Here is a 23,073-nt window from a genome sequence, read left to right on the forward strand (position 1 = left end):
GTCAACGGCTAAAGGCCGAGGGTCTTTTTCGCAGCGGGCAGGGCATCGGCACTGCCGTCCTTGGTCTTAACGCCTGCAAGCCATGGCTCGATAGCGGACGGATTGGCTTTAAGCCATTCGGTCGCAGCCGCTTCACCTTCTGCGCCATCATTCAGGATCTTGCCCATGATCTCGTTTTCCATGGGCAATGTAAATGCCAGATTTTTCAGGAAGGTACCAACATTGGGGCACTCTTGCAGATAACCTGCGCGGACATTGGTGTAGATGGTGGCGCCGCCGAGATTGGGGCCGAAGACATCGTCACCGCCGGTGAGATAGGTCAGCTTGAAATTCGCGTTCATAGGGTGCGGTTCCCAGCCGAGAAAGACGATTGCATCGCCAGACTTTTCAGCGCGTGCAACCTGCGCCAGCATGCCCTGTTCCGATGATTCAACAACGTCGAAGCTCTTGAGGCCGAACGTGTCCTTTTCCACCATGCCGAGGATCAGGCGGTTGCCATCATTGCCGGGCTCGATGCCGTAGATCTTGCCGCTCAGGGCATCGCTGTGGGTCGCGATATCCTTGAAATCCTTGATGCCGAGTTCTGCGCCTTTGGCATTTGTCGCAAGCGTGTACTTCGCACCGGTCAGGTTTTCGCGCACCGTCTCTACGGATTTGTCGTCACGATAGACCTTGATATCGCCTTCCATCGTCGGCATCCAGTTGCCGAGGAAAACGTCGATATCCTTGTTTTTCAGGGAGGTGTATGTCACCGGGACCGAGAGGAGCTTCACGTCGGTCTCGTAGCCGAGGCTTTTGAGAATGACGGAGGCCGTAGCGGTGGTGGCGGTGATATCTGTCCAGCCCACATCCGAGAAGCGAACAGTTCCACAACTGGCCGGTTCTGCCGCGGAGGCGCTTGTGGTGAAGAGTGCCATTGCAGAAACTGCTGCGGCGAGGACCAGACAGCGGTGATTTTTTGCAAGCATTGCTTACTCCCTGTTTTTTTAAGTTCCCTTGTCATTATCAATATCTTCGAAGCACAATCAACTCACGCGGGTTTGCGACACGGCGAAAAATACGCTGCACTTTTGGGTTGCGGCAAAACCTGTGTTTATTGTCGCCATGGTCTTGCCCTTTGGCTGCTCCAGCCTGCAAAAGACGCCAACACGGCCTGGAGGGCAAGATGGCGAAGCTCTATTTCAACTATGCGGCAATGAATGCCGGAAAATCCACCATGCTCTTGCAGGCGTCTTATAATTATCATGAGCGCGGCATGCGCACGGTGATCTTTACCGCTGCATTCGATAATCGCGCGGGCTTCGGCAAGGTGGCGTCGCGCATTGGCCTGTCTTCCGATGCTCTGGTGTTCGATGACAGGACAGATATCTTCGAGATGGTGAAGGCGCTCCACGCGCAAGAGCCTGTGGCCTGCGTGTTCATTGACGAGGCGAATTTTTTGTCGGAACACCACGTCTGGCAGCTGGCCGCCATTGCAGACACTCTTGGCGTGCCGGTCATGGCCTATGGTCTGCGCACCGATTTCCAGGGCAAGCTTTTTCCGGCATCCAAGGAGCTTCTTGCGATTGCCGATGAGCTGCGCGAAATCCGCACGATCTGCCATTGCGGGCGCAAGGCCTCTATGGTGGCGCGCTTCGATTCCAACGGCAAGGTGGTGAAGGAAGGCGCGCAGATCGATGTTGGCGGCAATGAGAAATACGTCTCCTTCTGCCGTCGCCACTGGGTTGAGGCCGTGAAGGGGGAATGAAATCCCGCTCTGCGACAGATTGGCCCATTTGATTTTGGTCAAGGACCGCAGCGGCGCGCAGGGATAGGACCGGTGACGAAGAGACCGCATTGTTGCGGTTTCGCACTGGAGTTAGCCTCATGACAAACACTGTTTTGCGCCTTTTGACCGGTATCGCCCTTGCCGGATTTCTGACCGTCCCTGCCATCTCTGCCGAGATCGAAATCAAGATGCTCAACAAGGGCGCTGACGGCAAGGCGATGGTGTTTGAACCGGCAGCCGTCAAGGCAAACATCGGGGATGTCATCACCTTCGTGCCTGTCGACAAGGGCCATGATGCAGCGGCGATTAAGGGCATGATTCCCGACGGTGCCGAGGAGTCCAAGGGCAAGATGAATGAGGCCCTGAAGGTCACGCTTGAAAAAGAAGGGGCTTATGTCTTCAAGTGCACGCCGCATATGGGCATGGGCATGGTAGCGCTCGTAGTGGTCGGCGATGCACCCGCCAATCTGGATGCCGTCAAGGCCGGAAAGTTGCCGAAGAAGGCTCGCGACGTGCTGGATGCAGAGATTGCCAAGCTTAATCTTTGATTGGCTGTTTTCATCTCCCGCATTGAGAAAAGGTCGCGCATATTGATATGAGCGGCGCTCTTGCGCGCCAACCGATTCGGGAGACGACCACTTATGGGAAAATTGCCGCCTTTTGATAGCCTGATAGAAAAGGCTAAAGGCGATGCGGAGCGAGTGCACGCCCTTTCCGTGCAGCTTGCAGCCGCTCTGCGTGTCGTCCCTGAAGCATCTTCAAATGGCGTATACGAAAATGAGACTGCGCAACTGGCACAGCTGCGCGCCATGATTGAGGTCTTCGAAGCCGCTCTTCTGGCTCTCATTCACGATATCTCAGTGCGTACCGACCGTGCTTATGCTGCTTTCGACGCTGTTGACGAAGTGGGCGGCTTTCAAGCCTTCATGGCATTCTTCAGACGGAGGGAAGCGCCATCCTTCAAGGTCATCCGCACGAGAAAGCTTGATATTGCCGAGAGTTTGCGGATCCTGCTGCTGGAGGCTGCGACCGGACACGTCCTGATCGATGACGCGAAAAAGCGATTCTCGCCGCTGGTCCTGTCGTGCGAGCCGCAAGTCCTGTCCAGCATGGAAAAGCGTCGCGGCATTGTTTCCGAAATAGATGAGGCGCGGCAGCGCGACAGGGAGTTGGCAGCCCTTATCGGCACGGTGAGACGCAAGATCACCAATGCCAGCGACGAGGATCGCCAGCAAGCGTTGAGGGCAGAGGAAGAGGAGGCTGGTACACGCCATGCGGAAGTTCTGCTCGAGCGCGAGAAGCTGGCTGATGCCCATCAGATTCTGGATCGCCAGGCCGTACTGCTGGCCGATCTGATAGATATGCTGAACGACCTCATCGTTGTCTTCACACTCGCCATCAACAAGATTTCTGTTGAAGCGGAGCGATGCATTCAACTGTATGATGCCGTTTACGGAACGCTGGAGCCGCTGTTGGCGAATGCGCGCCCGCATTCCTCGAAAGCCGAAGATGAGCCTGATGCGATACCGCTTGGCGCTTTTCTGTCTTTGCTAATGCTGCACACGCAGGGCACTGTGACCATGCAGGACATCGAGAAACGCAAGGCTCGGGCCGATCAGGCGCTGTCTTTACGCAAGTCCAATGCAGCAAAAGCGGGTGCCCAATAAATCTGGTTAGGAAAAACGCTTGTGGTTCCGTTGTATCATGGCTTTCGGCACCATATGTGAAGGATGGTCGATCTGGTTTGGATCGTCATGGTTGTCGTACTGGAGCTTTTCAGGCCACCTCAATGGTTGTAATGCTCCAGCTTGGTCAAACTGGGCATAAGGTCTTTCGGGTCGCCAACTGGGTCCGGGCCATGCGCTAAGGAGAGTTCAACAATGCTCGATCCGGTCATCGCGTTTTTCAAGCGCATTTTCGCAGCGCTTGGGAGAGGTGCATCTGTTGTGATCGCATGGCTTTTCTGGCCGTTCCGCGCTGTGAGTGGCTGGTATGGAAACCGCCAGGGTTTCATAAAAGTGCCGATTGCCGCAGCGCTTGTCTTCCTCGTTGGTCTCTATGGGTATTTCATCTGGCAGACGCAGGTCTGGACCAACTTCAACCCTGATTACGTCAACAATTACAAATTTTCGGAGCGGACGCTGGCCGCAGGCCAAGAGCTGCCGGCAGCAGCGGTCGGCCCAGCTTCAGCTCCGGCCGCAACCTCTGAAACTCCTGCCTCTGCCACCGCGCCGGCGCCCGTTGTTGCACAGGCGAGAAGCTGCCAGAGTTCCGCGATTGTCGATATGTCAGCGGATCTGATCGACTATAATGTCGACCAGAATGCGTGGATTTCTTCCATGTTACTATACCGTCTCGGTCTTTTCGGAATGGATTGGGACAGCACTCCGTTTCTGGATAACAAGGCGTCGTTCCAACGTGGCGTCAACCAGGCTGTCCGCCGGACTTCGGTCGAGCTGGTCGATTCGATTGGTCGCGTTCGTGGTACATCCGGCATTGACGCCAACTTGCAGAGCGCCCGCGGCAATCTTCAGTTTGACGAATATTCCTGGTATTTCGGCCTGAACCCATTCGGCCCCAAGACGCCTAGCCCGAGCTACTACCGGTCTGCGGCTGAAAGCCTGCGCAAGTTCAATGTCAGTCTTTCGCAGTGCAATTCCGTATTCGATGGCCGCGCCGATAACCTCATCCAGTTCATTGATCGCATTGCCAACGATATTGGTGGTACGTCCGCGATCCTTCGTGAGCGTTCAGAAAACTACAATGGAGGCTGGTTCGATACGCGCGCCGATGATCGCTTCTGGTTCGCTTATGGCCAGCTTTACGGCTATTACGGCATTCTTTCCGCTGCCGGGGCCGATTTTTCTCAGGTTATCCGTGAGCGCAACCTGACGAGCCTGTGGAATGATACGCTGCTGCAAACGCGCGCCGCGCTGCGTATTCAACCATTCATGATCTCGAATGGCGATGAAAGCGGCTGGATCATGCCATCACACTTGGCGACGATGGGCTTTTATGTGCTGAGAGTGCGCTCGAACCTCGTCGAGCTCCGGTCTGTTCTGGACCGGTAAGGGTTAAGCTGGCGCTTCCGTCGAGGGGGCGTCAGCTGATCAACTTGAGCCGGATCGACTTGGCGACAAGTTGTGTGCGGTTGACGCAATCAAGCTTGCGGATCGCATTGTTCAGATAGGCATTGATGGTGTGATCGGAAAGCGAGAGAATCTGCCCAATCTCGGCTGATGTCTTGCCCTGAGACGTCCAGTGGATCACCTCAAGCTCACGCTTTGTCAGCTTGCGGGGCGCTGCCATTTCCGCCTTGCACAATTGCTCATAGGCGTCGAACGCGTGAATGGCGATCATTCCGATCTCATTTTTCGCGGCCTGAGACGGTTCTTCGCAACTCCCATCGAAACGCACCAGATGCCTGTCTCCGGCCACCGAGTTCGTTGGAACGAATATCCCGTTTGTAACGTCAGTCTGACTGAGAAAGTCGGTGATCCGGTTCACTCCCGGATGGCTCGCATCGAGGTCTTTAACGTTCCACGATTGCGGAACCATGGACGTTGCCACCTTGGGCAATATCGGACAATAACGGAGCAGAAGCATCCGGTCATATTCCCGGATGAACCGCATGGGGAGAGACGTTTCTACAAGTATTATCGCGAGAAAATCCTCGCCAGGGCGTGGTATGCGCATCAAACTCGCATAAGTGTATCCAAATTCCTTCGCTGCGCTTTGAAGAACTTGCAACCAACGCGGGCGGCTCTCTGCCGCCGATAACTCTCTACCAATCAGTGATTGCCGTTCGAGCGCGATCATAATGTTTTCGTTCATAAAATTACTATGTTAACGGTGACAAATATACAAATCAGCCAAAAATTCCACTCTTTATTTCAAGCTTGGTTCCTTGTTCATGACATTATTCCGAATTGTTTTAATTCAAATGACTTCGTAAAAAATCCTGGCGTCGCTTTGCATTGCTGCGGCGCACATCACTACAGGATGCGCCGCGATTTTTTCTTTAGGATTCGAATAAACCTCTAATAATGTCTTTTTGACCTTACACATCCGACTTGTCTTTGACGCTCTTTGTCTTGGACATCAACTGTTCAAGATAGCCGAGCATCACCGCAGAGACTACAAATGCGAGATGGATAATCGTAAACCACATCAGTTTGCTGTCTGAATACTGGTTGGCATTCAGAAAAATCTGCAAGAGGTGGATAGAAGAGATGGCGACGATGGATGATGCAACCTTGATCTTGAGGCTTCCCGCATCCAGCTTGCCGAGGAACGAAACCTTGTCCTCTCCTTCGTCAAACCGGCTGACGAAGTTCTCGTAGCCGGAGATCATCACCATCACGATGAGGCTTGCCACCAGCGCGGCGTCAATCAGCGCCAGCATGGCCAGAATCATCTCTGCATCCGTGTAGATGAACACGTTCCCTGCGATCTTCAGAAACTTGAACCCGAAGGAAATAGCATACACGGCAAGTGCTGCCACTAGGCCGAGGTAAAACACGACGAGAAGCCATCGACTGGACAATATGATGCGTTCAACGAGCAGCTCCAGAGATTTCATCAGATCTTTCCAGATTGGTTTAAGGGGTGAACAATCGCGTTTCTCGCTCTGATCTAGGCCGTCTCCCAGAAAGGTTCAAGGTCGCTGTCAAACCGTGCCCCACGCGAATGCAGGCGTGATGTTTCTGCAACATTCACGCACCCTGAGATACATGATGAAAAATATCATGTTTTAATAATTGACTCTAATAGTCATGTTTTATAGGTCTCGAAACACGGCTGGGCCGTGAAAATTTAAGGGTATTTATCAAGCCACATTGCGACGGCACCTCGCGTTGCCGCGCGCTTTCGTGTGCTCGCATTCAGGGGGTTCCAATGACGATCCGCGGTTCTCAATCAGCCTTGCTGGTTTGCACAGCTATGGCGCTCATTTCCAGTAATTCGGCAGGTCATGCTCAGGAGGGAACCGCTCAGAGCAACGGCACAACCGTTCTAGAGCGCATCACGGTCAAGGGCAAACGTGTGAAGGCGGGCGATGTTACTGCCAATACACCGCTGGCAAGTAGGACGACTGCAGACGTTCTTCGTAAGAAGGAAATTAACAACGCCCGCGACCTCGGCAACACCACAGAACCTGGTGTCGAATTGATTGAATCAAAGCCAGGTAAACCCGGTGGTTTGTTTATCAGAGGTCTTGGCGGAGCACGCGTTACGACGCTGATCGATGATATCCCTGTACCCTATTTTGAAAACTACCCGCGCGCTGGTGTTGCGACTACGTCCATGAGTGACACCAACAACAGTTACGACTTCTCTTCGCTTTCCCGTGTCGACGTTGTGCGCGGCGCAGATTCAAGCCGCATCGGTCCGGGTGCGCTGGGTGGCGCACTTGTGTTGCGCACGTTTGAGCCTGAGGATCTGATAACGGAAGGACGCGATTGGGGCGGTGTGGCGAAGCTGACCTATGACAGCGAAGACAGAAGTTTCGGCGGTTCTGTCGCTGTTGCGAAGAAGATACAAAACACGTCGGTTATGTTTCAGGGCGGGTATAAAAAGGGCGACGAGCGTAAAAACCAAGGCGCCGACGATATCATTGGCGCCAATCGCACCAAAGCCAACCCTTCTGATTATGATCAGTACAATCTGCTTTTCAAAATTCGTCAAGACCTCGAAGGCGGCCACCGCGTCGGTGTGACGGCCGAACGCTTCAATCTCGACAGCAGCTCCGACCTGAAAACACTTCAGTCCTTCACCGGCGCAACCAACAATCGTGTGGGCGACTACTGGGGGTATGACGATACCCGCCGCGAACGTGTATCGCTGGACTATGAATATGAAGCCCCGTCTACCGATGCTTTGGTTGATAGTGCGCGAATGTCGCTGTATTGGCAGCGACTTATCAAGGATGCCGGATCTTACGGCACGCGTAACAACGGCAGCGATTATGGCCGCTACAATGAAATGGAAGAACGCTCTGTCGGTTTGACGGGAAGCGCTGTTTCCGAGTTCACCACCGGCAATCTGAACCATGAAGTTCGGTTCGGGGGTAATCTCCAGTTTTCGCAAACAGAGCAATTCTTGACAGTTGTACCGTCTACAACCGTCGTTTCGCAGTCTGACATTCCAAATGTCGATGGAAAGCGGCTTGGGCTGTATCTGGATGACCGTATAGGTTTTGGCGATAGTGGTTTTGCGCTAACGCCCGGCATGCGGTTCGATTGGTATGATTACGATCCAAAGGCATCGTCAGGGTTTAGCAGCAACACAGGATCGGGCGTTTTCGGACTACCGGAAGGGCAAGACGGTGTTCGCCTTTCGCCTAAGCTTTTGGCCACATATGACCTGACACCCGAAGTAGAATTGTTTGGCCAATGGTCGATGGGTTACCGCCCGCCGACTGTGAACGAACTCTACGTCAACTTCACAAATGGAACGTTCTACGCCAATATCGGCAATCCCAATCTGAAGCCTGAGACATCGCAGGGCTTTGAACTGGGAGCCAGCTATCAGGGCGATAATCTGACCGGCAAGATCACCGCGTTTCACAATATTTATTCCAACTTCATCGACGCATTTGGAACACCCGGCAACACTGCCGCTGGTCAACCTACGACGTTGTATACCTGGAGAAACCGCGACAAGGTTGAGATTTCGGGCGTGGAAATCAGCGCGCGTAAGGATTTCGCCAACGGAATCTTCCTGCACGGCTCGCTTGCCTATTCCTATGGCAAGGACAGCGATACGGGTGAGTTCATCCGTACTGTGGCGCCATTCAAGTCTATTCTGGGTGTAGGCTACGAGCAGGAACAGTGGGGTCTCGACCTCTCCACTATTCTGTCAGCCGGCATGAGAGAAGACGGCGTTGCCACGACAATCACCGGGGCGACCTATCAGACATTCGACGCACCTGGTTACGGTGTCACCAACCTGACGGCCTGGTGGGAGCCTGAACAGACCAAGGGGCTTCGTATCCAGGCAGGGGTCTATAATATTTTCGATAAGACCTACTGGAATGCCGTCGGAACACGCGATGTGAGTACGAGTGGAGTAACGACAGCCAACCAACCCGTTGCGTTTTACAGCGAACCCGGTCGTTCATTCAAAATTTCTCTCACGCAGAAATTCTGATCGTAATGCCCTAGGTCAAGAAATGGCGGGGCTCCGGCTCCGCCTTTTCCATTTAACGACAATATAAGTACCCGCCTTTGCGCTCCAGCACATCCATATGGAGGTGGTCCTGGTGGGTGGCGTCGCTGCCGGGAGAGAGAACGGTGCGGAAGAAGAGGCATGCGGCGGTGGTGATTGTGCGCTGGAATGCGCCTTCCATGGTGCCGTCTTCGTCACGCGGCTTCATGACAAGCGGTTCACCCTTGTCGAAAGTGATTGTCGCAATGTCTACGGCACTGCCCTTGGCATGTTCGGAAATCTTTCCAGCTGACGCACTGTTACGGTTGCGGCAGACATAGGTCGAGGCGTTGCCAAAAGCGGTGACGTTACTGTCTGGCAAAGCCATTTTCGCCGTGGGGACCACAACGTTCTTTGCCCATCGCGAGAGCGCAAGGGCAGCTTCGCAGCGCATCGTGCCTTCCGGCTCCAGTTTGATGCCGGGTATAACCACGGAGAGTTCGAGCGGCGAAGCGATGCCGCAGCCTTCCTCTTCACCCGGGATCGGCGGAAGTTCCTTGAATTGCGCACCCAGCTCTTTCAGTTCTGCGATGCAGGATTTGAGCTCTTCGGGATTTTCTGCCTTTACCGGATCGCGTGGCGGCTCTTCAGGCTTTTTCTCTTCTTCGTTCTTCGGCTCATCCGGCTTTGCGGCTGGTTCCGGTTTTTCCTCCGGCTTCGGCACGGTGTTTTCTGCAGGTGGCGAAACCGGTGTTTCCTCTGCTTTCTTCTCTGCAGGAGACGGGGCAGGTGCGGGCGCTGCGTCCTGCTGCTCCGGTTTGGGCTGGGGAACCGGCACATCCTGCGGCGGTTGCGAGGCAGAGATCAGAAGCCCACTGGCTGCGATTATCATAAGGCGGAAAAGCATGTGACCGATCAGTCCCCCGTTGCGGCACAGGCTCAACGCTTCAACATGCTTTCGGTTCAAATCCGCTTGCCATCGCGCACCGTTGCCGCTAACAATTTGCTCATGAACACACAGTCGAAGAACATTGCTATCTGGTGGTGGGGCAGCTTTACGCGGCCTTGAGCACCCATGTCCTTAGACTAAGTCCAAGCCGCCCGAAGTTTTCAGGCGGCTTTTTTGTTTTATGCCGCCCTCTCATCGGGCTTTAGAAACGGGAAGCGGAAGAGATGGTAACGATTATTCAGGATGATGGGTCGGAAACATACGAGACCAGAGGCGGTGTGAAGGTGACGCGCAACCGCCGTCCGGCTGATTACGCAACCGCCATCGACAGCTATGTGTCGGGGCTGGATGAGCGCCGTGGTGCGGTCTTTTCGTCAAACTATGAATATCCCGGTCGCTATACCCGTTGGGATACCGCCATCATCGACCCGCCGCTCGGCATTTCCTGCTTTGGCCGCATGATGTGGATCGAAGCCTATAATGGCCGTGGCGAAGCGCTCTTGTCGTTCATCACCGAGAAGCTGAAGGCCACGCCGGATCTGACGCTTGGGGCCTCCACCGCCCGCCGTCTAGACCTCGTCGTCAACGAGCCGGACCGGGTGTTTACGGAAGAAGAGCGCTCGAAAATCCCCACCGTATTTACGGCCCTCCGCGCCATCGTGGACCTGTTCTATTCCAGCGCCGATTCGGCCATCGGGCTGTTCGGGGCTTTTGGTTACGATCTGGCTTTCCAGTTCGATGCCATCAAGCTTTCGCTGGAACGTCCGGAAGATCAGCGCGATATGGTTCTGTTTCTGCCCGATGAAATCCTCGTGGTGGATCACCATTCCGCAAAGGCCTGGATCGACCGTTACGATTTCGAAAAGGATGGCGTCACCACCTTTGGCAAGCCTCAGGATATTGCTCCAGAGCCATTCGTCAAAACAGACACCATTCCGCCGCGCGGTGATCACCACCCCGGCGAATATGCGCAGCTGGTGACGAAGGCCAAGGAAAGCTTCCGTCGTGGCGATCTGTTCGAGGTTGTGCCCGGCCAGAAATTCATGGAGCGTTGCGAAAGCAATCCTTCGGCCATTTCGCGCCGCCTGAAAGCGATCAATCCGTCGCCTTACTCCTTCTTCATCAATCTAGGCCATCAGGAATATCTGGTTGGTGCTTCGCCTGAAATGTTTGTGCGCGTTTCCGGTCGCCGCATCGAGACGTGCCCGATTTCAGGCACCATCAAGCGTGGCGAAGATCCGATTGCCGATAGCGAGCAAATCCTCAAGTTGCTCAATTCCAAGAAGGACGAGTCAGAGCTGACCATGTGCTCCGACGTTGACCGCAACGACAAGAGCCGCGTGTGCGAACCGGGCTCGGTGAAGGTCATTGGTCGCCGCCAGATCGAGATGTACTCCCGTCTCATCCACACGGTTGACCACATTGAAGGCCGCCTGCGCGACGATATGGATGCGTTTGATGGCTTCCTGTCCCACGCATGGGCAGTAACCGTCACCGGTGCGCCAAAGCTCTGGGCCATGCGCTTCATCGAAGCCCATGAGAAGAGCTCGCGCGTCTGGTACGGCGGCGCCATCGGCATGGTCGGCTTTAACGGCGATATGAATACGGGCATGACGTTGCGCACCATTCGCATCAAGGATGGCATTGCGGAAGTGCGGGCAGGGGCCACCTTGCTCAACGATTCCAACCCGCAGGAAGAAGAAGCCGAAACCGAACTAAAGGCATCTGCCATGATATCTGCCATTCGTGGTGCAAAGGGCCAGAACTCCGCAGCGACCCAGCGGGATTCGGCAAAGGTCGGAACCGGGGTGAAAATCCTGCTGGTAGACCACGAAGACAGCTTCGTGCACACGCTGGCCAACTACTTCCGCCAGACGGGTGCCACGGTGTCCACCGTGCGCTCTCCGGTTGCGGCAGAAGTGTTTGATCGCTTCCAGCCTGACCTCGTTGTCCTGTCTCCCGGACCGGGCAACCCCAGCGATTTCGATTGCAAGGCGACCATCAAAGCGGCGCGTTCGCGCGACCTGCCCATCTTCGGTGTGTGCCTCGGTCTTCAGGCGTTGGCAGAAGCCTATGGCGGCGAACTTCGACAGCTGGCCGTTCCCATGCACGGTAAGCCATCGCGCATTCGCGTGCTGGAACCCGGTCTGGTCTTCTCCGGCCTCGGCAAGGAAGTCACCGTTGGTCGCTATCACTCGATCTTTGCTGACCCGGCAACGCTGCCCCGTGATTTCATCATCACCGCAGAAAGCGAAGATGGCACGATCATGGGCATCGAGCACAGCAAGGAGCCGGTCGCAGCCGTTCAGTTCCACCCGGAATCCATCATGACGCTCGGCGGCGATGCCGGCATGCGGATGATCGAAAACGTGGTGACGCATCTGGTGCGCAAGGCAAAAACCAAAGCTGCCTGAGTGCATCAAAGACAATCGGCGGCGTATTCAAGCGCCGCCGTTTCCCTTTAGCCACGTGGGTGATGCTGAGTGAAGGCCTTCAAATATCTGAGCATCGCATTCACGCTTATTCTTTGCATCATCGCGCTCGGCACGCTGGTCCCCGCACCCGTTGCCAAAGACCACGCCTCTGTGGCCGCGCAGCCTTCCCGCCGCATCCTCATTCTCGACAACCCCATCCATACGGATATTGCCCTGCCGGTTGATGCCGAGCTTCTCGAGCGTTTTGCGTTCTTGCGCGAGGCAAGCCTTGATATTGATAACCCTGGCGTGCGGTATCTCATTTTCGGCTGGGGCGGGCGGGCGTTTTACACGCAAACGCCGACATGGGCCGATCTGAAGCCGCTGCCGGTATTGAAAAGCCTGACGCTGGACCGCTCCGTCATGCACATTGCCCTTGCAGGTGAGATTTCCCCCACCGACGACCATGTCGCGGCGCTCGACTTATCCGATCAGGGCTATCGCGATATGGTCGAGTTCATTCTGGGAAGCTTTGCTCAGGTCGAAGGCCAGAAAGTCCCGCTGATGGGACAATCCTACGGACAATATGACGTGTTTTTCGAGGCGAATGGCACTTTTAACGTTCTGCTCGGCTGCAACACCTGGACGGCGGCGGCACTTCGGCGAGCCGGTATGCGCACCGGGTGGTGGACGCCTTTGCCACCATTGCTTTCTGCCTCACTGTGGTTGCACAACGATGCTGCTCCGTCGTTGACAAGAGCACAGCGATGACCACAATCTGGATTTCTTTGGACAGGGGCGCCAACGATGATCGACTTTCACCAGCTATTGCTGGTCTACATTGCCTATATCATCGCCGTGGCCAGTCCCGGTCCCAGCAACATGACGATCATGGGCATCGCCATGAGCCGTGGTCGGGCACCGGCGCTCGTTCTGGCCATGGGCGTCATGACCGGTTCGCTGTTCTGGGCAGCGCTCACCGCCACCGGACTTTCCGCCGTTCTGGCGACCTATGCAAACGCGCTGTTTTTCATCAAGATCGCAGGCGGCATCTATCTTCTTTATCTCGCCTATAAGTCTGCGCGTTCAGCTTTCTCACCAGCGGCTGCGCAAGCCATTGTCGATGAAACACCAGTCGGTCGTGCCGAATACTGGCAGCTCTACCGTCGCGGCTTGCTGCTGCACCTAACGAACCCCAAGGCCATTCTCGGCTGGATTGCCATCATGTCGCTGGGTCTGAAACCGGGTGCAGGCGCCTCGACGCTGGTTGCTATCATCGGCGGCTGTGGCTTGCTGGGCATGGTGATATTCTGCGGCTATGCGCTTGTCTTTTCCACAGCCCCGGCCATCCGTATCTACCAGCGCTCCAAGCGATACATTGAAACGGTTCTCGCATTGTTTTTTACCTTTGCCGGTATCAAGTTGCTAATGACCCGCGTGTAATCTCTTGACCTGGCGACGGCTTTAATCATAGAAGCCGCTTAAATGAACCGCGCGCACGGAGCCATCCGTGCGCGCGGTTCGTGCGTTTTGGGGTCCAATTCTGCAATTCATTCGCAACCGCATGGAGACATGTCATGAACGAACAGGGTCACGCGCTCGTCAGGAATCTCGCTTTCTGGGGCATCCCTTTTTCCATCACGGTGCTCTGCCTGAAGCTATCGGCTTGGTGGGTCACGGGTTCGGTTGCGCTGTTGTCGGATGGTCTGGAATCCACGGTCAATGTGGTCGCGGCCTTCATCGCCTATTTCGTTATCCGCTATGCGCAAAAGCCCGCCGATGACGATCACCAGTTCGGCCATCACAAGGCGGAATATCTATCCGCTGTGGTCGAAGGCGTGCTGATCGTTGTTGCCGCTCTCCTCATCGTCAAGGAAGCGTGGAGCGGGCTCATGGCGCCGCGCCTGCCGGATGCGCCGGCACTTGGTCTCGCCATCAATGCTTTCGCCGCCGTTCTCAACGGCGTCTGGGCAACAGTGCTGATTCGAGTGGGTAGATCACATTCGTCGCCGGCACTTCTGGCAGATGGCCACCACATCATGTCGGATGTGGTCACCTCGGGTGGTGTTCTGATCGGTCTGGTTCTGGCGATCGTGACCGGCTACGCCATTCTCGATCCGGTTCTCGCCATTGTCGTGGCCATCAACATCCTGTTTCAGGGTTCCAAGGTCATTCTGCACTCCCTCGGCGGCCTCATGGACCGCGCTGTGGAACCGGAAGAAGACGTGGCGATCAAGAAAGCGATTGCGGAGAACTCGACTGGCATCCTTGGCGTTCATGATCTCAAGACCCGCCGGGCAGGGGCTGTCGCATTCATCGACTTTCACGTCGTCGTTCCCTCGGCTTTGTCCGTGGGTGCTGCGCATGAAATTTGCGACCGGCTTGAAGATGCCATAAAGGGCGTGATACCCGGTGCCGTCCTCGCCATTCATGTGGAGCCTGAAAGTGAACAGGCCCATGGCGTTCGGGTAGAGTTTCAAGAAGCAGGAGTTTGAACCATGTCAGTCACGGATGTTTCCGGCCTGTCGCAGCTGGGCGCGCAAGTCGCTTCCCCCGAAAGCCCTGAAAAGGCCGTTCTGGAAAAAGTGCCGAATGGCAATGCCGGAACAGATTATGTCGTGCGCTTCACCGCGCCGGAATTCACGTCGCTTTGCCCCATGACCGGGCAGCCGGATTTTGCCCATATTGTCATCGACTACATTCCCGGTGATTTTCTCGTGGAATCCAAGTCGTTGAAGCTTTTCCTGCATTCCTTCCGCAATCATGGTGCGTTCCATGAGGATTGCTCGGTTTATATCGCCAAGCGCCTTGTAGACCTGCTTCAACCCAAGTGGCTGCGCATCGGCGCTTACTGGTATCCACGCGGCGGTATCCCAATTGATGTGTTCTGGCAGACCGGCGCGCCACCAGAGGGCGTCTGGCTTCCCGAGCAGGGCGTCGCGACCTATCGCGGTCGCGGCTGACCCCTTAGCCAATTCGTTCAGACGAGAGAGCCGCTGTCGCCTGAGTCGAAATCAGCGTCGTCTGCGCTGTCGTCGTAGTCGGCCTGCTGAAAATCAGAGTTGTCGTCATTGCTGGCGACATCCTGCTGCTTGTTGTCATCACCATAATAGTTGTTGATGACGGTTTCCTCGACTGGCGCTGCGGCAGTTCCCGCACCGCCCAAAGGAGATCCCCAGCCGGATGAGGCGACGTGGTTGGAAAATATGCCGCTCAGCGAATTGGCAAGCAGCATGCCACCGGCAACGCCCGCCGCCGCGCCCAGCGCCCCTTGCAGAAAACCGCCGCTGCCACTCGCACGCCCGAAGGCCGAGGACTGCTGGCTGCTCCACGGGCCGCTGGGTTGAGGCGCATCGTTGCTTCGGCCCCATGGCCCCTGCGCCTGAGAAGGCTGAAATTGACCTGACATGTCATTGCGATAGGTCGGCGCTGGCGCAGGTGCAGCCGATGCTTGCTGGGTGCCACCGAAAATCGAGCTGAGGAAGCCGCCTTGCTGTGCGGCCTGTGGTGCGGGATTGCTGCTTTCAAGCTGGTGAATGCGCTCTTCCAGCTGGCGAATATGTGCCGCTGCCGCTTCCAGACCTTTTTCCTGCACTATGACAGCTTGGGCCAGATAATAGGGGGCGGAGGGATCGTCCTTCACGGCCTGCGAGATCAGCGTTTCTGCCTGGGGATCGCGCGGTGTTGAGGATGCAGACTTGACCCTGTCGAACAGGGATTTGATGAGTTGGGTTTCTTCTGGTGACATTGGTAGCCTCCTTGGCGTGCTTGGAAAAGCACACCAAGGAAGTAGGGTTCAATTTCGACTTTTAAAAGCCGCCTCCGCCTTACATTTTTGTAAGGTTGAAGACCTCGATCTTCAGCCGCCGAAGACCAGCGAAAGACCTGTGAGTGCGGTCAATCCACCAAGGATGCGGATTGCGACCGGGCCGAGCTTTGCAATGGCCATTCCAAGCGCGATGCCTGCAACATGTAGGCCCATGGTGGCGGCCACGAAGCCGACGCCGAATTGAAGCGCACCCGCGCTGCCCAATTCGCCGCCATGGGCGTAACCGTGGAAAAGCGCAAACACGCCGACGATGGCTGCCGCAACGCTCACCGGAACGCGGGTCGCCATGGCAACCAGAAGGCCGAGCGCGATGATTGAGGCCAGAATCGCAGGTTCAACGAATGGCAGTTTGATACCGCCAAGCGCCAACAGAAAGCCGATTGCCATGGTGCCGACGAAAGCTGCCGGGACTATCAACAATGCTTTGCGCTTATCTGATGATGCAGCGATTTGGGCTGCCCAGATGCCGACGGCGACCATGACGAGAATATGATCGGCACCGAAAAGAGGGTGTGAAAACCCTGCCATGAAGGAGCCGTGTTCTTCCGGGTTTAAATGGGCAAAGGCCGGGAGTGTGGTTGCGGCCATCGTTGCAGCAGTGAGTGATAGTCTTTTGAACATCGTTCCCTCTTCAATCTTTCTAAGGCGAGGCAGAAGGCGCTTGGGTCGCCGGATCAAACCCCGCAATTAACGATATCGTAGTTACAAATAAGCTGTCCATGCGTCATTTGACGGTGCCTTGTTTATTAAGCAGTTCCGCGCCTTGCCTTTTTCGCTCATTGTTTTACGACACAAATCACACTATGTCCGGTAGGTAATGAATTACGTTGGAGACCGCCACATGAACGAAGACGAAGACGACAAGAGCAAGGAACTGCCGATCGGTAAGGAAACGGAAGCGAATCTTTTCAAGTCGCGTTCGATCTTCATCTATGGCGGCATCACCCAGGAGTTGGCGCAGAAGGTTTGCACGCAGCTCGTGGCACTTGCCGCTGCCAGCGATGACGACATCCGCGTCTACGTGAATTCGCCCGGCGGCCACGTCGAATCCGGCGACAGCATTCACGACATGATCAAGTTCATCAAGCCGAAGGTCATCATTATCGGCACGGGCTGGGTCGCTTCTGCTGGCGCGCTGATCTATGTGTCGGTTCCGAAAGAGCGTCGTCTCTGCCTGCCAAACACACGCTTCCTGCTGCACCAACCATCCGGCGGCACACGCGGCATGGCATCCGATATCGAGATCCAGGCACGCGAAATCATCAAGATGAACAAGCGCCTGATCACCATCTTCTCCAAGGCCACCGGCCAGACAGAAGAAAAGATCGCCAAGGATATCGATCGCGATTACTGGCTGGGCGGCGAAGAAGCCAAGGCATACGGCCTCGTTGGCCGCATCGTTGAAAGCCAGTCTGAACTCTGAGAGTTCGACATTTAAAGTCTCAAAAGCCCGCGCTGGTCTCAAACCTGCGCGGGCTTTTTCGTTTTATGTGACGCCTGTGTGCGTCATGTCATCGACCGCTGCTTCATGCCCCGGGACCGTTTTGTGAATGCTGTTTGCATCCCCGGCCTGTCTGGTGAGGCGAGGGGTCTTGCCAAACCACTCGGCCAACGTCATCGGGCCCTTTTTGGGTGGAGGCTGGCGGATGAATTCGGCAATTTCTGCCCGCCATACCCTGAAGCTGAACCGGAAGCTCCAGCGCATGTGTTTGCGCAGTTCCCGATCCGGATGGAACAGGATGCGCCACAACGCGCGTGGTCGGCAGTGGACAGCCACTTCCAGCATTTTCACCATCGCAAAAATCATGCCCGGTGACAGGTGGCGGGATGACAGCAACTGATGTCGGTAATCCCACTTGCTGCGGTCGGTTTCTATGACGCGGCGTTCGCCATTTTCCGCCGTCCAGTCAGACCAGCTATGCGGCGTCAAATACATGGCGTTCAGCAAGTCCGGATCATACAGGCTGATCTGACGCAGGGCGCGGAGATAGTCGGCGAAGCGCTCTTCTTCAAATCCGACAATGTGGCCGAGCATGGACAGGATACCATGCTGGCGAAGAAGCGTGACCGCCTGCTGGTCTTCACGGGTCGTCGAACCCTTGCGAATGGCTGCAAGCGTGGTCGGGTCGGTCGTCTCGATGCCCATCAGCACGCAGATCATGCCGGCTTTCTTCATCAGGGGCAGGAGATCGGCATCGCGCACGATGTCAGTTGCACGGATCGTTGCAAACAGTCGCACTGGCACGTTTTCCTCAACCAGCGCCTCCAGAAATTCGCGCCACAGGCGTTTCGAGGAGGTCGGATTTTCATCCGCCAAGTCCACAAAGCAAACGCCGTGCGTGCGATGCAGCCAGGCAATTTCAGCCGCGACCGATTTGGGAGCGCGGTAGCGCCAGCGGCTCCAAAACTGATACTGGCCGCAATAATTGCATCGGTGCGGACAACCACGCGAAAACTGGATGATGGCGGCGCGGCCAAGGCCAAAACATTGGTACAAGTCCCAATCTTCGATCAGCTCCCAGCCAATACGCCATTCGTTCAGGTCCTTGATCGTGGCAGCGGGTCTGGTTTCTATGTGACTGCTATTTTCGCGGTGGACGATGCCCGCGACGGTGGCGGGTGACACGCCGTCTGCCAGAGCCTGCACAAGCGCAAGTGCTGTTGCTTCGCCTTCGCCCTTGATGATGATATCGACCGACGGTTCACTCACCATAATGGCGGTGGCGTGATAGGTCGGGTAAACACCCCCATAGACCGTCAATGCCTGCGGACATGCACGCTTGGCAGCGTCAAGAACCAACATGCAGGCCGGGTGGGCAGGGGTGGAGCCAGCATGCCCGGTCATGACCATATCCGGTGCGAAAGCTTTGATCGCGGCTTCGATTTCATCTGCCGTCATGTGGTGGCGTTCCGCGTCAATCAGCCGGCACTCATGTCCTGCATCGATCAGCGGACCTGCGACGCAAAGAAGACCGAAGGGGATCTGGTGGCCAACGCCACGGGATGTGAGGGAGATGTAGGGTGGATTGACGAAGAGTATACGCACGAAGTCTTCCTTTCCAGCGCGCCAAGGTGGAGATGGGATGGGGCGTGCGCTGTGATGGCTTCTGCAACCAGAATTTCTTTTTTCTACCGTGCGTTTATGTCTTGATGATAATAAAGCGTCAAATAAAAAACCGCATTGGTGGGGCCAATGCGGTTTCTTTGAACGAGGATCAGATGGTTCGCGTCAGGGAATGAGACGCTCCTTGCGCAGCGTCTCGAAAAGCGCGAAAAACGCGTCGTCCGTTGGTTGGTAATCCTTGAAGCCCAGGCGGCGGCTCTTGCTCATGTCGGTTACCACTTCAAGAGGGCGACCGAGATCGGCGTCTGTATGCCAGGGCGATGCCAGGCGGTTGAGGTCAGGTTCGGCAAGGTTTTCACGAGCCGCGATTTTTTTCCAGATTTCCGCATCATCCTTCATCTGCTCTTCGAGCGGAATGACGGTGCCATCGAACGGGGCGGGTTCGACGCCGAACCAGTCGGCAATGCGCTCCCACATCCAGCTCCAGCGGAAAATGTCGCCATTGACGATGTTGAATGCCTCGTTCTTCGCTTCTGGCGTTTCCGTGGCCCAGAGCAGTTGCTTGGCCAGAATTTTGGCATCGGTCATGTCCGTCAGGCCATTCCATTGCGCGGAAGAGCCGGGGAACCGGAAGGGGCGACCTGTTTCGCGGCACAGGGTGGCATAGACGGCGAGCGTTGTGCCCATGTTCATGGCATTGCCGACTGCCTGACCGATGACCGTGTGCGGGCGGTGGACGCTCCATGAAAAGCCATCACGTTTGGCCGCTGCAAAGACCTCGTCCTCCTGCGCGTAATAGAAGTTCTCGACATCGAGACGACCCTGCTCCTCGCGGAACGGTGTCTGCGGCAGCTTGCCTTTGCCATAGGCCTCGAACGGCCCAAGATAATGCTTGAGGCCGGTAACCAGTGCCACATGGCGCGTGGATTTGCCAGGGCTCAAGCCATCCAGCAGATTGCGCACCATGGCAGAATTGACGCGGATGTTTTCGGCTTCGCTTTCCTGACGCGCCCATGTGGTGATGAAAACGGCGTCCGGTTTCACATCGACAAGTGCTTTTGCCGTTTCAGCCGCATTATGCAAATCGGCCACAACGGGCATGATTTGCGCGTGCTGCGTCGGTTTGCGCGATAGGCCATAGACCCGCCAACCCTGTTCCAACAGAAGATTTGCTGTAGCGCTTCCCACGATCCCGCTTGCGCCGACCACCAATGCCGTTTTAACCATGCTCGAACTCCATTTTTGTAAGAGCTATAATTAGGCATCCCGCATGCTGTCGTGTAGACGGCACTGATTGGGGACATGGATACCAAAGGGTGACCACGATGAAACCGGGAAGCCACGAAGCGGAATGGCGTGAGGATTGTGCGCCGAGGCGCGTGCTGGAGCTTTTTTCGACCAAATGGACCAGCATGATCTTGCACACGCTGCATACCCTCCATGAGGGAACCGCGCGCACAGGCGTGCTGGAGCGAAGCCTGCCGGGCATTTCGAAGAAGATGCTGACGCAGACGCTGAAAGAAATGGAGCGCACAGGGCTGATCACGCGCCATGTTCACGCAACACGGCCACCTGCAGTCGAATATACGCTTACCGCACTCGGCAACAGGTTTCTGGAGCCTGTGGAAATGCTCTACGCCTGGGGCAGGGACAATGCCGATGCTCTGGACGCATTGGGCGAGCGGTCAACCTCGCGGCGCAACGCTCAACCTTAAGCTTTCGACGCCAGCCACAGCGTGTGGCGCGCACCGCCGCGCTTGCCATTGGCGCGAACGCTGACTTCATCGGTGGCGAAACCCGCCTGCCGCAGGCGACGGGTGAAGGCGGCGTCCGGGCCTGACGACCACACCGCAAGCACGCCTTTCGGGCGCAAGGCCGCTCTGGCGGCTTGCAGGCCATCGCCATCATAGAGGCTGTCGTTCGAGGGGCGCGACAGGCCATCCGGGCCATTATCGACATCCAGCAGAATGGCGTCATAGGCTGCTTTTTTCGAGCGGATAAGCGCACCGACATCGCCGACATGAATATCCACGCGGGCATCATCCAGCGTGCCCTTGTGCAAATCGGCCATCGGGCCGCGCGCCCAGGCAACGACCGCTGGCACCAGTTCGGCAACCGTCACGCTTGCGTCCGCCGGTAATGCGCCCAAAGCTGCCCGCAGGGTAAAGCCCATGCCCAGCCCGCCGATCAGAATGCTCTGGTTCGGTCGCCCTACAATGCGTTCGCATGAAAGCGTTGCCAGTGCTTCTTCAGAACCACTCAACCGGCTGTTCATCAGCTCGTTTGCACCGAGCATGATCGAAAATTCCTGGCCGCGCTGCTTGAGGCGCAGCTCGGTTCCGTCGCCGGGAATGGGTGCGCGGTCCAGTTCGATCCAGGGAAGCATGGCTATTCTCGCTGTGTGTCTTGTCCGGCCGAACGTTTACACGGCCATGGCTATGAGAACAACAGCGCCCTGAAGCTGCTTTGGCGGGATAAGCGGCTTGTCAGCAGTTGTGTTTTTTGATCTGTGACGGAGATCATCGTCTTCCTTTGCAAGAGCCCGCCTATGCTGAAAGAATTTTCGCTCCAGAGCCTGTTTATGGGGTGCCTGACGGCATTTGTGGGTTTTGCCAGTTCATTCGCGGTGGTGCTGCAAGGGTTGAAGGCCGTTGGTGCAACGGATTTTCAGGCGGCATCTGGCTTGATGGCCCTCTCGGTCTCCATGGGCATCTGCGCCATCGTTCTATCTGCCACAACGCGGCTGCCGGTTTCCATTGCATGGTCCACACCGGGGGCTGCGCTGTTGGCCACGACAGGCGTGATCGAGGGTGGGTTTGCGGGCGCGGTCGGCGCCTTCATCATCTGCGCGGGGTTGATCATCATTGCCGGTCTGTTCAAGCCGTTGGGTCGGGCGGTGGCTTCCATTCCAACGCCGCTGGCCAACGCCATGCTATCAGGTGTCATCATCGGGCTTTGTTTTGCACCCATCAAGGCCATCGGTTTCAACCCGGCGCTTGGCCTGCCGATCATTCTGGCCTGGATCATCGTCGGCGCGATCAATCGGTTGTTTGCCGTGCCAGCGGCGCTTGCGGCCTTCGTGCTGGTCATGATTTTCGGCGTCGATATTCCCGTTGGAGCCATGGACAGCGTTCTGCAATCGCTGACGCCACCCATGGAATTCGTCATGCCGGAGTTTCATTTGCAAGCCATCATCTCGATGGCGCTGCCCCTGTTTATCGTGACCATGGCCTCGCAGAACATCCCTGGCATCGCCGTGCTCAAGGTCAACAACTACGATCCACAACCTGGCCCGCTGTTTGCCACAACAGGCTTTTTTTCGCTGTTGGCGACCCCATTCGGCGGCCACGCCGTCAATCTTGCTGCCATCACCGCCGCCATGTGTGCGGGTGAGGACGCTCATGCTGATCCCAACCGCCGCTATTGGGCTGCTATCATCAGCGGCATCGGTTACATTATTCTGGGCCTGCTGGCGGGTGTTGTCACCGCCTTCGTGGCGCTTGCCCCGCCTGTGCTCATTCAGGCGGTTGCGGGACTTGCTCTGGTCGGCGCATTTTCCGGTTCCGCCGTTGCGGCGTTCAAGGAGCCGGATACTCGTGAAGCTGCGGCAATTACCTTTCTCATCACCGCATCCGGCCTGTCCTTCGGCGGTATTTCGGGCGCATTCTGGGGCCTGCTGGGTGGTGGGTTGATGATGGCGCTGACGGGGTTTGTGAAACGCGCGAAAAAGTGAAGATGCCCTTGCAACTGAAAATTTCGCCGCTTATAAGATTCGCATGACCAATCGCACCGCAACCAAATCAGGCATGAACGCGCAGATTTCTGCGACGGCTGGCCCATGCGGTGCACTCTCGCTTCTTAGCCTCGACCTTACACGCGGTTGCCGGGTCCAGTGAGGAGCGC

Annotated in this window: 23 protein-coding genes; 14 read left to right on the forward strand and 9 right to left on the reverse strand. The window is 56.4% G+C overall.

From position 1 onward, the window contains the following. Positions 1 to 8 precede the first annotated feature (8 nt). Positions 9 to 968, reverse strand: a complete 960-nt coding sequence (locus ACQZ51_RS07435) for a choline ABC transporter substrate-binding protein (RefSeq protein WP_448776235.1) — start codon at positions 966 to 968, stop codon at positions 9 to 11. Positions 969 to 1,165: 197 nt separating this feature from the next. Between ACQZ51_RS07435 and ACQZ51_RS07440 the strand changes: the two genes are divergently transcribed. From ACQZ51_RS07440 to ACQZ51_RS07455, 4 genes are all read left to right on the forward strand, one after another. Beyond that, positions 1,166 to 1,747, forward strand: coding sequence for a thymidine kinase (locus ACQZ51_RS07440; RefSeq protein WP_448776236.1), 582 nt, complete (start codon positions 1,166 to 1,168; stop codon positions 1,745 to 1,747). Positions 1,748 to 1,866: 119 nt separating this feature from the next. Continuing rightward, complete coding sequence (locus ACQZ51_RS07445; protein ID WP_448776237.1) at positions 1,867 to 2,316, forward strand: pseudoazurin; 450 nt, start codon at positions 1,867 to 1,869, stop codon at positions 2,314 to 2,316. A gap of 93 nt (positions 2,317 to 2,409) precedes the next feature. Continuing rightward, entirely contained in the window at positions 2,410 to 3,435 is a 1,026-nt protein-coding gene (locus ACQZ51_RS07450; protein WP_448776238.1) for a hypothetical protein, read from the forward strand. Positions 3,436 to 3,648: 213 nt separating this feature from the next. Next, the gene (locus tag ACQZ51_RS07455; protein WP_448776239.1) at positions 3,649 to 4,839 is read left to right on the forward strand and encodes a DUF2333 family protein; all 1,191 of its coding nucleotides are present in this window, start codon (positions 3,649 to 3,651) and stop codon (positions 4,837 to 4,839) included. A gap of 31 nt (positions 4,840 to 4,870) precedes the next feature. On the opposite strand, the gene ACQZ51_RS07460 is transcribed toward ACQZ51_RS07455, so the two are convergent. Both ACQZ51_RS07460 and ACQZ51_RS07465 read right to left on the reverse strand, forming a co-directional pair. Continuing rightward, the gene (locus ACQZ51_RS07460) at positions 4,871 to 5,602 is read right to left on the reverse strand and encodes a LuxR C-terminal-related transcriptional regulator (RefSeq protein ID WP_448776240.1); all 732 of its coding nucleotides are present in this window, start codon (positions 5,600 to 5,602) and stop codon (positions 4,871 to 4,873) included. A gap of 226 nt (positions 5,603 to 5,828) precedes the next feature. Continuing rightward, positions 5,829 to 6,350 (reverse strand): TIGR00645 family protein, encoded by a 522-nt coding sequence (locus tag ACQZ51_RS07465; protein WP_448776241.1) that lies wholly within the window; start codon positions 6,348 to 6,350, stop codon positions 5,829 to 5,831. 314 nt (positions 6,351 to 6,664) lie between these two features. Here ACQZ51_RS07465 and ACQZ51_RS07470 point away from each other — a divergent pair, with 314 nt between their 5' ends. Continuing rightward, positions 6,665 to 8,917 (forward strand): TonB-dependent hemoglobin/transferrin/lactoferrin family receptor, encoded by a 2,253-nt coding sequence (locus tag ACQZ51_RS07470; RefSeq protein WP_448776242.1) that lies wholly within the window; start codon positions 6,665 to 6,667, stop codon positions 8,915 to 8,917. 52 nt (positions 8,918 to 8,969) lie between these two features. Here ACQZ51_RS07470 and ACQZ51_RS07475 read toward each other — a convergent pair whose 3' ends face one another. Then, positions 8,970 to 9,821 (reverse strand): extensin-like domain-containing protein, encoded by an 852-nt coding sequence (locus tag ACQZ51_RS07475; RefSeq protein ID WP_448776243.1) that lies wholly within the window; start codon positions 9,819 to 9,821, stop codon positions 8,970 to 8,972. On the opposite strand from ACQZ51_RS07475, the gene ACQZ51_RS07480 reads away from it, so the two are divergent. From ACQZ51_RS07480 to queF, 6 genes are all read left to right on the forward strand, one after another. Continuing rightward, positions 9,822 to 9,983: a hypothetical protein gene (locus tag ACQZ51_RS07480; RefSeq protein WP_448776244.1), complete on the forward strand. Its 162-nt coding sequence runs from the start codon at positions 9,822 to 9,824 to the stop codon at positions 9,981 to 9,983. Between the two features lie 104 nt (positions 9,984 to 10,087). After that, complete coding sequence (locus ACQZ51_RS07485) at positions 10,088 to 12,277, forward strand: anthranilate synthase (RefSeq protein ID WP_448776245.1); 2,190 nt, start codon at positions 10,088 to 10,090, stop codon at positions 12,275 to 12,277. A gap of 69 nt (positions 12,278 to 12,346) precedes the next feature. After that, positions 12,347 to 13,048 (forward strand): TIGR02117 family protein, encoded by a 702-nt coding sequence (locus tag ACQZ51_RS07490; RefSeq protein WP_448776246.1) that lies wholly within the window; start codon positions 12,347 to 12,349, stop codon positions 13,046 to 13,048. 36 nt (positions 13,049 to 13,084) lie between these two features. Further along, a complete protein-coding gene (locus ACQZ51_RS07495) occupies positions 13,085 to 13,720 on the forward strand; it encodes a LysE family translocator (protein WP_448776247.1) in 636 nt (211 codons plus the stop codon). 134 nt (positions 13,721 to 13,854) lie between these two features. Continuing rightward, a complete protein-coding gene (locus ACQZ51_RS07500) occupies positions 13,855 to 14,772 on the forward strand; it encodes a cation diffusion facilitator family transporter (protein WP_448776248.1) in 918 nt (305 codons plus the stop codon). A 3-nt stretch (positions 14,773 to 14,775) separates the two neighbouring features. Then, the gene (gene queF / locus ACQZ51_RS07505) at positions 14,776 to 15,240 is read left to right on the forward strand and encodes a preQ(1) synthase (protein ID WP_042617345.1); all 465 of its coding nucleotides are present in this window, start codon (positions 14,776 to 14,778) and stop codon (positions 15,238 to 15,240) included. Between the two features lie 17 nt (positions 15,241 to 15,257). Here the strand turns inward: queF and ACQZ51_RS07510 are convergent, their stop codons facing one another. Together ACQZ51_RS07510 and ACQZ51_RS07515 are read right to left on the reverse strand one after the other, a co-directional pair. Next, complete coding sequence (locus ACQZ51_RS07510) at positions 15,258 to 16,025, reverse strand: DUF2076 domain-containing protein (protein ID WP_448776249.1); 768 nt, start codon at positions 16,023 to 16,025, stop codon at positions 15,258 to 15,260. A 111-nt stretch (positions 16,026 to 16,136) separates the two neighbouring features. Then, a complete protein-coding gene (locus ACQZ51_RS07515) occupies positions 16,137 to 16,727 on the reverse strand; it encodes a HupE/UreJ family protein (RefSeq protein WP_448776250.1) in 591 nt (196 codons plus the stop codon). A gap of 220 nt (positions 16,728 to 16,947) precedes the next feature. Between ACQZ51_RS07515 and ACQZ51_RS07520 the strand changes: the two genes are divergently transcribed. After that, a complete protein-coding gene (locus ACQZ51_RS07520) occupies positions 16,948 to 17,529 on the forward strand; it encodes an ATP-dependent Clp protease proteolytic subunit (RefSeq protein WP_448776251.1) in 582 nt (193 codons plus the stop codon). A 63-nt stretch (positions 17,530 to 17,592) separates the two neighbouring features. Here the strand turns inward: ACQZ51_RS07520 and ACQZ51_RS07525 are convergent, their stop codons facing one another. Continuing rightward, positions 17,593 to 19,152, reverse strand: coding sequence for a B12-binding domain-containing radical SAM protein (locus ACQZ51_RS07525; RefSeq protein ID WP_448776252.1), 1,560 nt, complete (start codon positions 19,150 to 19,152; stop codon positions 17,593 to 17,595). 183 nt (positions 19,153 to 19,335) lie between these two features. Then, a complete protein-coding gene (locus ACQZ51_RS07530) occupies positions 19,336 to 20,397 on the reverse strand; it encodes an SDR family oxidoreductase (RefSeq protein WP_448776253.1) in 1,062 nt (353 codons plus the stop codon). A gap of 98 nt (positions 20,398 to 20,495) precedes the next feature. On the opposite strand from ACQZ51_RS07530, the gene ACQZ51_RS07535 reads away from it, so the two are divergent. Further along, positions 20,496 to 20,885 carry a winged helix-turn-helix transcriptional regulator gene (locus tag ACQZ51_RS07535; RefSeq protein WP_448776254.1) on the forward strand — a complete coding sequence of 130 codons (390 nt, stop codon included), beginning with the start codon at positions 20,496 to 20,498 and terminating at the stop codon, positions 20,883 to 20,885. On the opposite strand, the gene ACQZ51_RS07540 is transcribed toward ACQZ51_RS07535, so the two are convergent. After that, complete coding sequence (locus ACQZ51_RS07540) at positions 20,882 to 21,556, reverse strand: spermidine synthase (protein ID WP_448776255.1); 675 nt, start codon at positions 21,554 to 21,556, stop codon at positions 20,882 to 20,884. The genes ACQZ51_RS07535 and ACQZ51_RS07540 overlap by 4 nt on opposite strands. Positions 21,557 to 21,718: 162 nt before the next feature. On the opposite strand from ACQZ51_RS07540, the gene ACQZ51_RS07545 reads away from it, so the two are divergent. After that, positions 21,719 to 22,903 carry a benzoate/H(+) symporter BenE family transporter gene (locus ACQZ51_RS07545; RefSeq protein ID WP_448776256.1) on the forward strand — a complete coding sequence of 395 codons (1,185 nt, stop codon included), beginning with the start codon at positions 21,719 to 21,721 and terminating at the stop codon, positions 22,901 to 22,903. The last annotated feature ends 170 nt before the right edge of the window (positions 22,904 to 23,073 follow it).

It is taken from the genome of Agrobacterium sp. CG674 (assembly GCF_053521645.1).

Coding starts and splice junctions, on each gene's coding strand:
- ACQZ51_RS07500 (WP_448776248.1), top strand. CDS start 13,855: ATGAACGAACAGGGTCACGCGCTCGTCAGGAATCTCGCTTTCTGGGGC.
- ACQZ51_RS07545 (WP_448776256.1), top strand. CDS start 21,719: ATGCTGAAAGAATTTTCGCTCCAGAGCCTGTTTATGGGGTGCCTGACG.
- ACQZ51_RS07440 (WP_448776236.1), top strand. CDS start 1,166: ATGGCGAAGCTCTATTTCAACTATGCGGCAATGAATGCCGGAAAATCC.
- ACQZ51_RS07530 (WP_448776253.1), bottom strand. CDS start 20,397: ATGGTTAAAACGGCATTGGTGGTCGGCGCAAGCGGGATCGTGGGAAGC.
- ACQZ51_RS07540 (WP_448776255.1), bottom strand. CDS start 21,556: ATGCTTCCCTGGATCGAACTGGACCGCGCACCCATTCCCGGCGACGGA.
- queF (WP_042617345.1), top strand. CDS start 14,776: ATGTCAGTCACGGATGTTTCCGGCCTGTCGCAGCTGGGCGCGCAAGTC.
- ACQZ51_RS07515 (WP_448776250.1), bottom strand. CDS start 16,727: ATGTTCAAAAGACTATCACTCACTGCTGCAACGATGGCCGCAACCACA.
- ACQZ51_RS07475 (WP_448776243.1), bottom strand. CDS start 9,821: ATGCTTTTCCGCCTTATGATAATCGCAGCCAGTGGGCTTCTGATCTCT.
- ACQZ51_RS07435 (WP_448776235.1), bottom strand. CDS start 968: ATGCTTGCAAAAAATCACCGCTGTCTGGTCCTCGCCGCAGCAGTTTCT.
- ACQZ51_RS07495 (WP_448776247.1), top strand. CDS start 13,085: ATGATCGACTTTCACCAGCTATTGCTGGTCTACATTGCCTATATCATC.
- ACQZ51_RS07510 (WP_448776249.1), bottom strand. CDS start 16,025: ATGTCACCAGAAGAAACCCAACTCATCAAATCCCTGTTCGACAGGGTC.
- ACQZ51_RS07520 (WP_448776251.1), top strand. CDS start 16,948: ATGAACGAAGACGAAGACGACAAGAGCAAGGAACTGCCGATCGGTAAG.
- ACQZ51_RS07535 (WP_448776254.1), top strand. CDS start 20,496: ATGAAACCGGGAAGCCACGAAGCGGAATGGCGTGAGGATTGTGCGCCG.
- ACQZ51_RS07455 (WP_448776239.1), top strand. CDS start 3,649: ATGCTCGATCCGGTCATCGCGTTTTTCAAGCGCATTTTCGCAGCGCTT.
- ACQZ51_RS07445 (WP_448776237.1), top strand. CDS start 1,867: ATGACAAACACTGTTTTGCGCCTTTTGACCGGTATCGCCCTTGCCGGA.
- ACQZ51_RS07460 (WP_448776240.1), bottom strand. CDS start 5,602: ATGAACGAAAACATTATGATCGCGCTCGAACGGCAATCACTGATTGGT.
- ACQZ51_RS07450 (WP_448776238.1), top strand. CDS start 2,410: ATGGGAAAATTGCCGCCTTTTGATAGCCTGATAGAAAAGGCTAAAGGC.
- ACQZ51_RS07470 (WP_448776242.1), top strand. CDS start 6,665: ATGACGATCCGCGGTTCTCAATCAGCCTTGCTGGTTTGCACAGCTATG.
- ACQZ51_RS07465 (WP_448776241.1), bottom strand. CDS start 6,350: ATGAAATCTCTGGAGCTGCTCGTTGAACGCATCATATTGTCCAGTCGA.
- ACQZ51_RS07485 (WP_448776245.1), top strand. CDS start 10,088: ATGGTAACGATTATTCAGGATGATGGGTCGGAAACATACGAGACCAGA.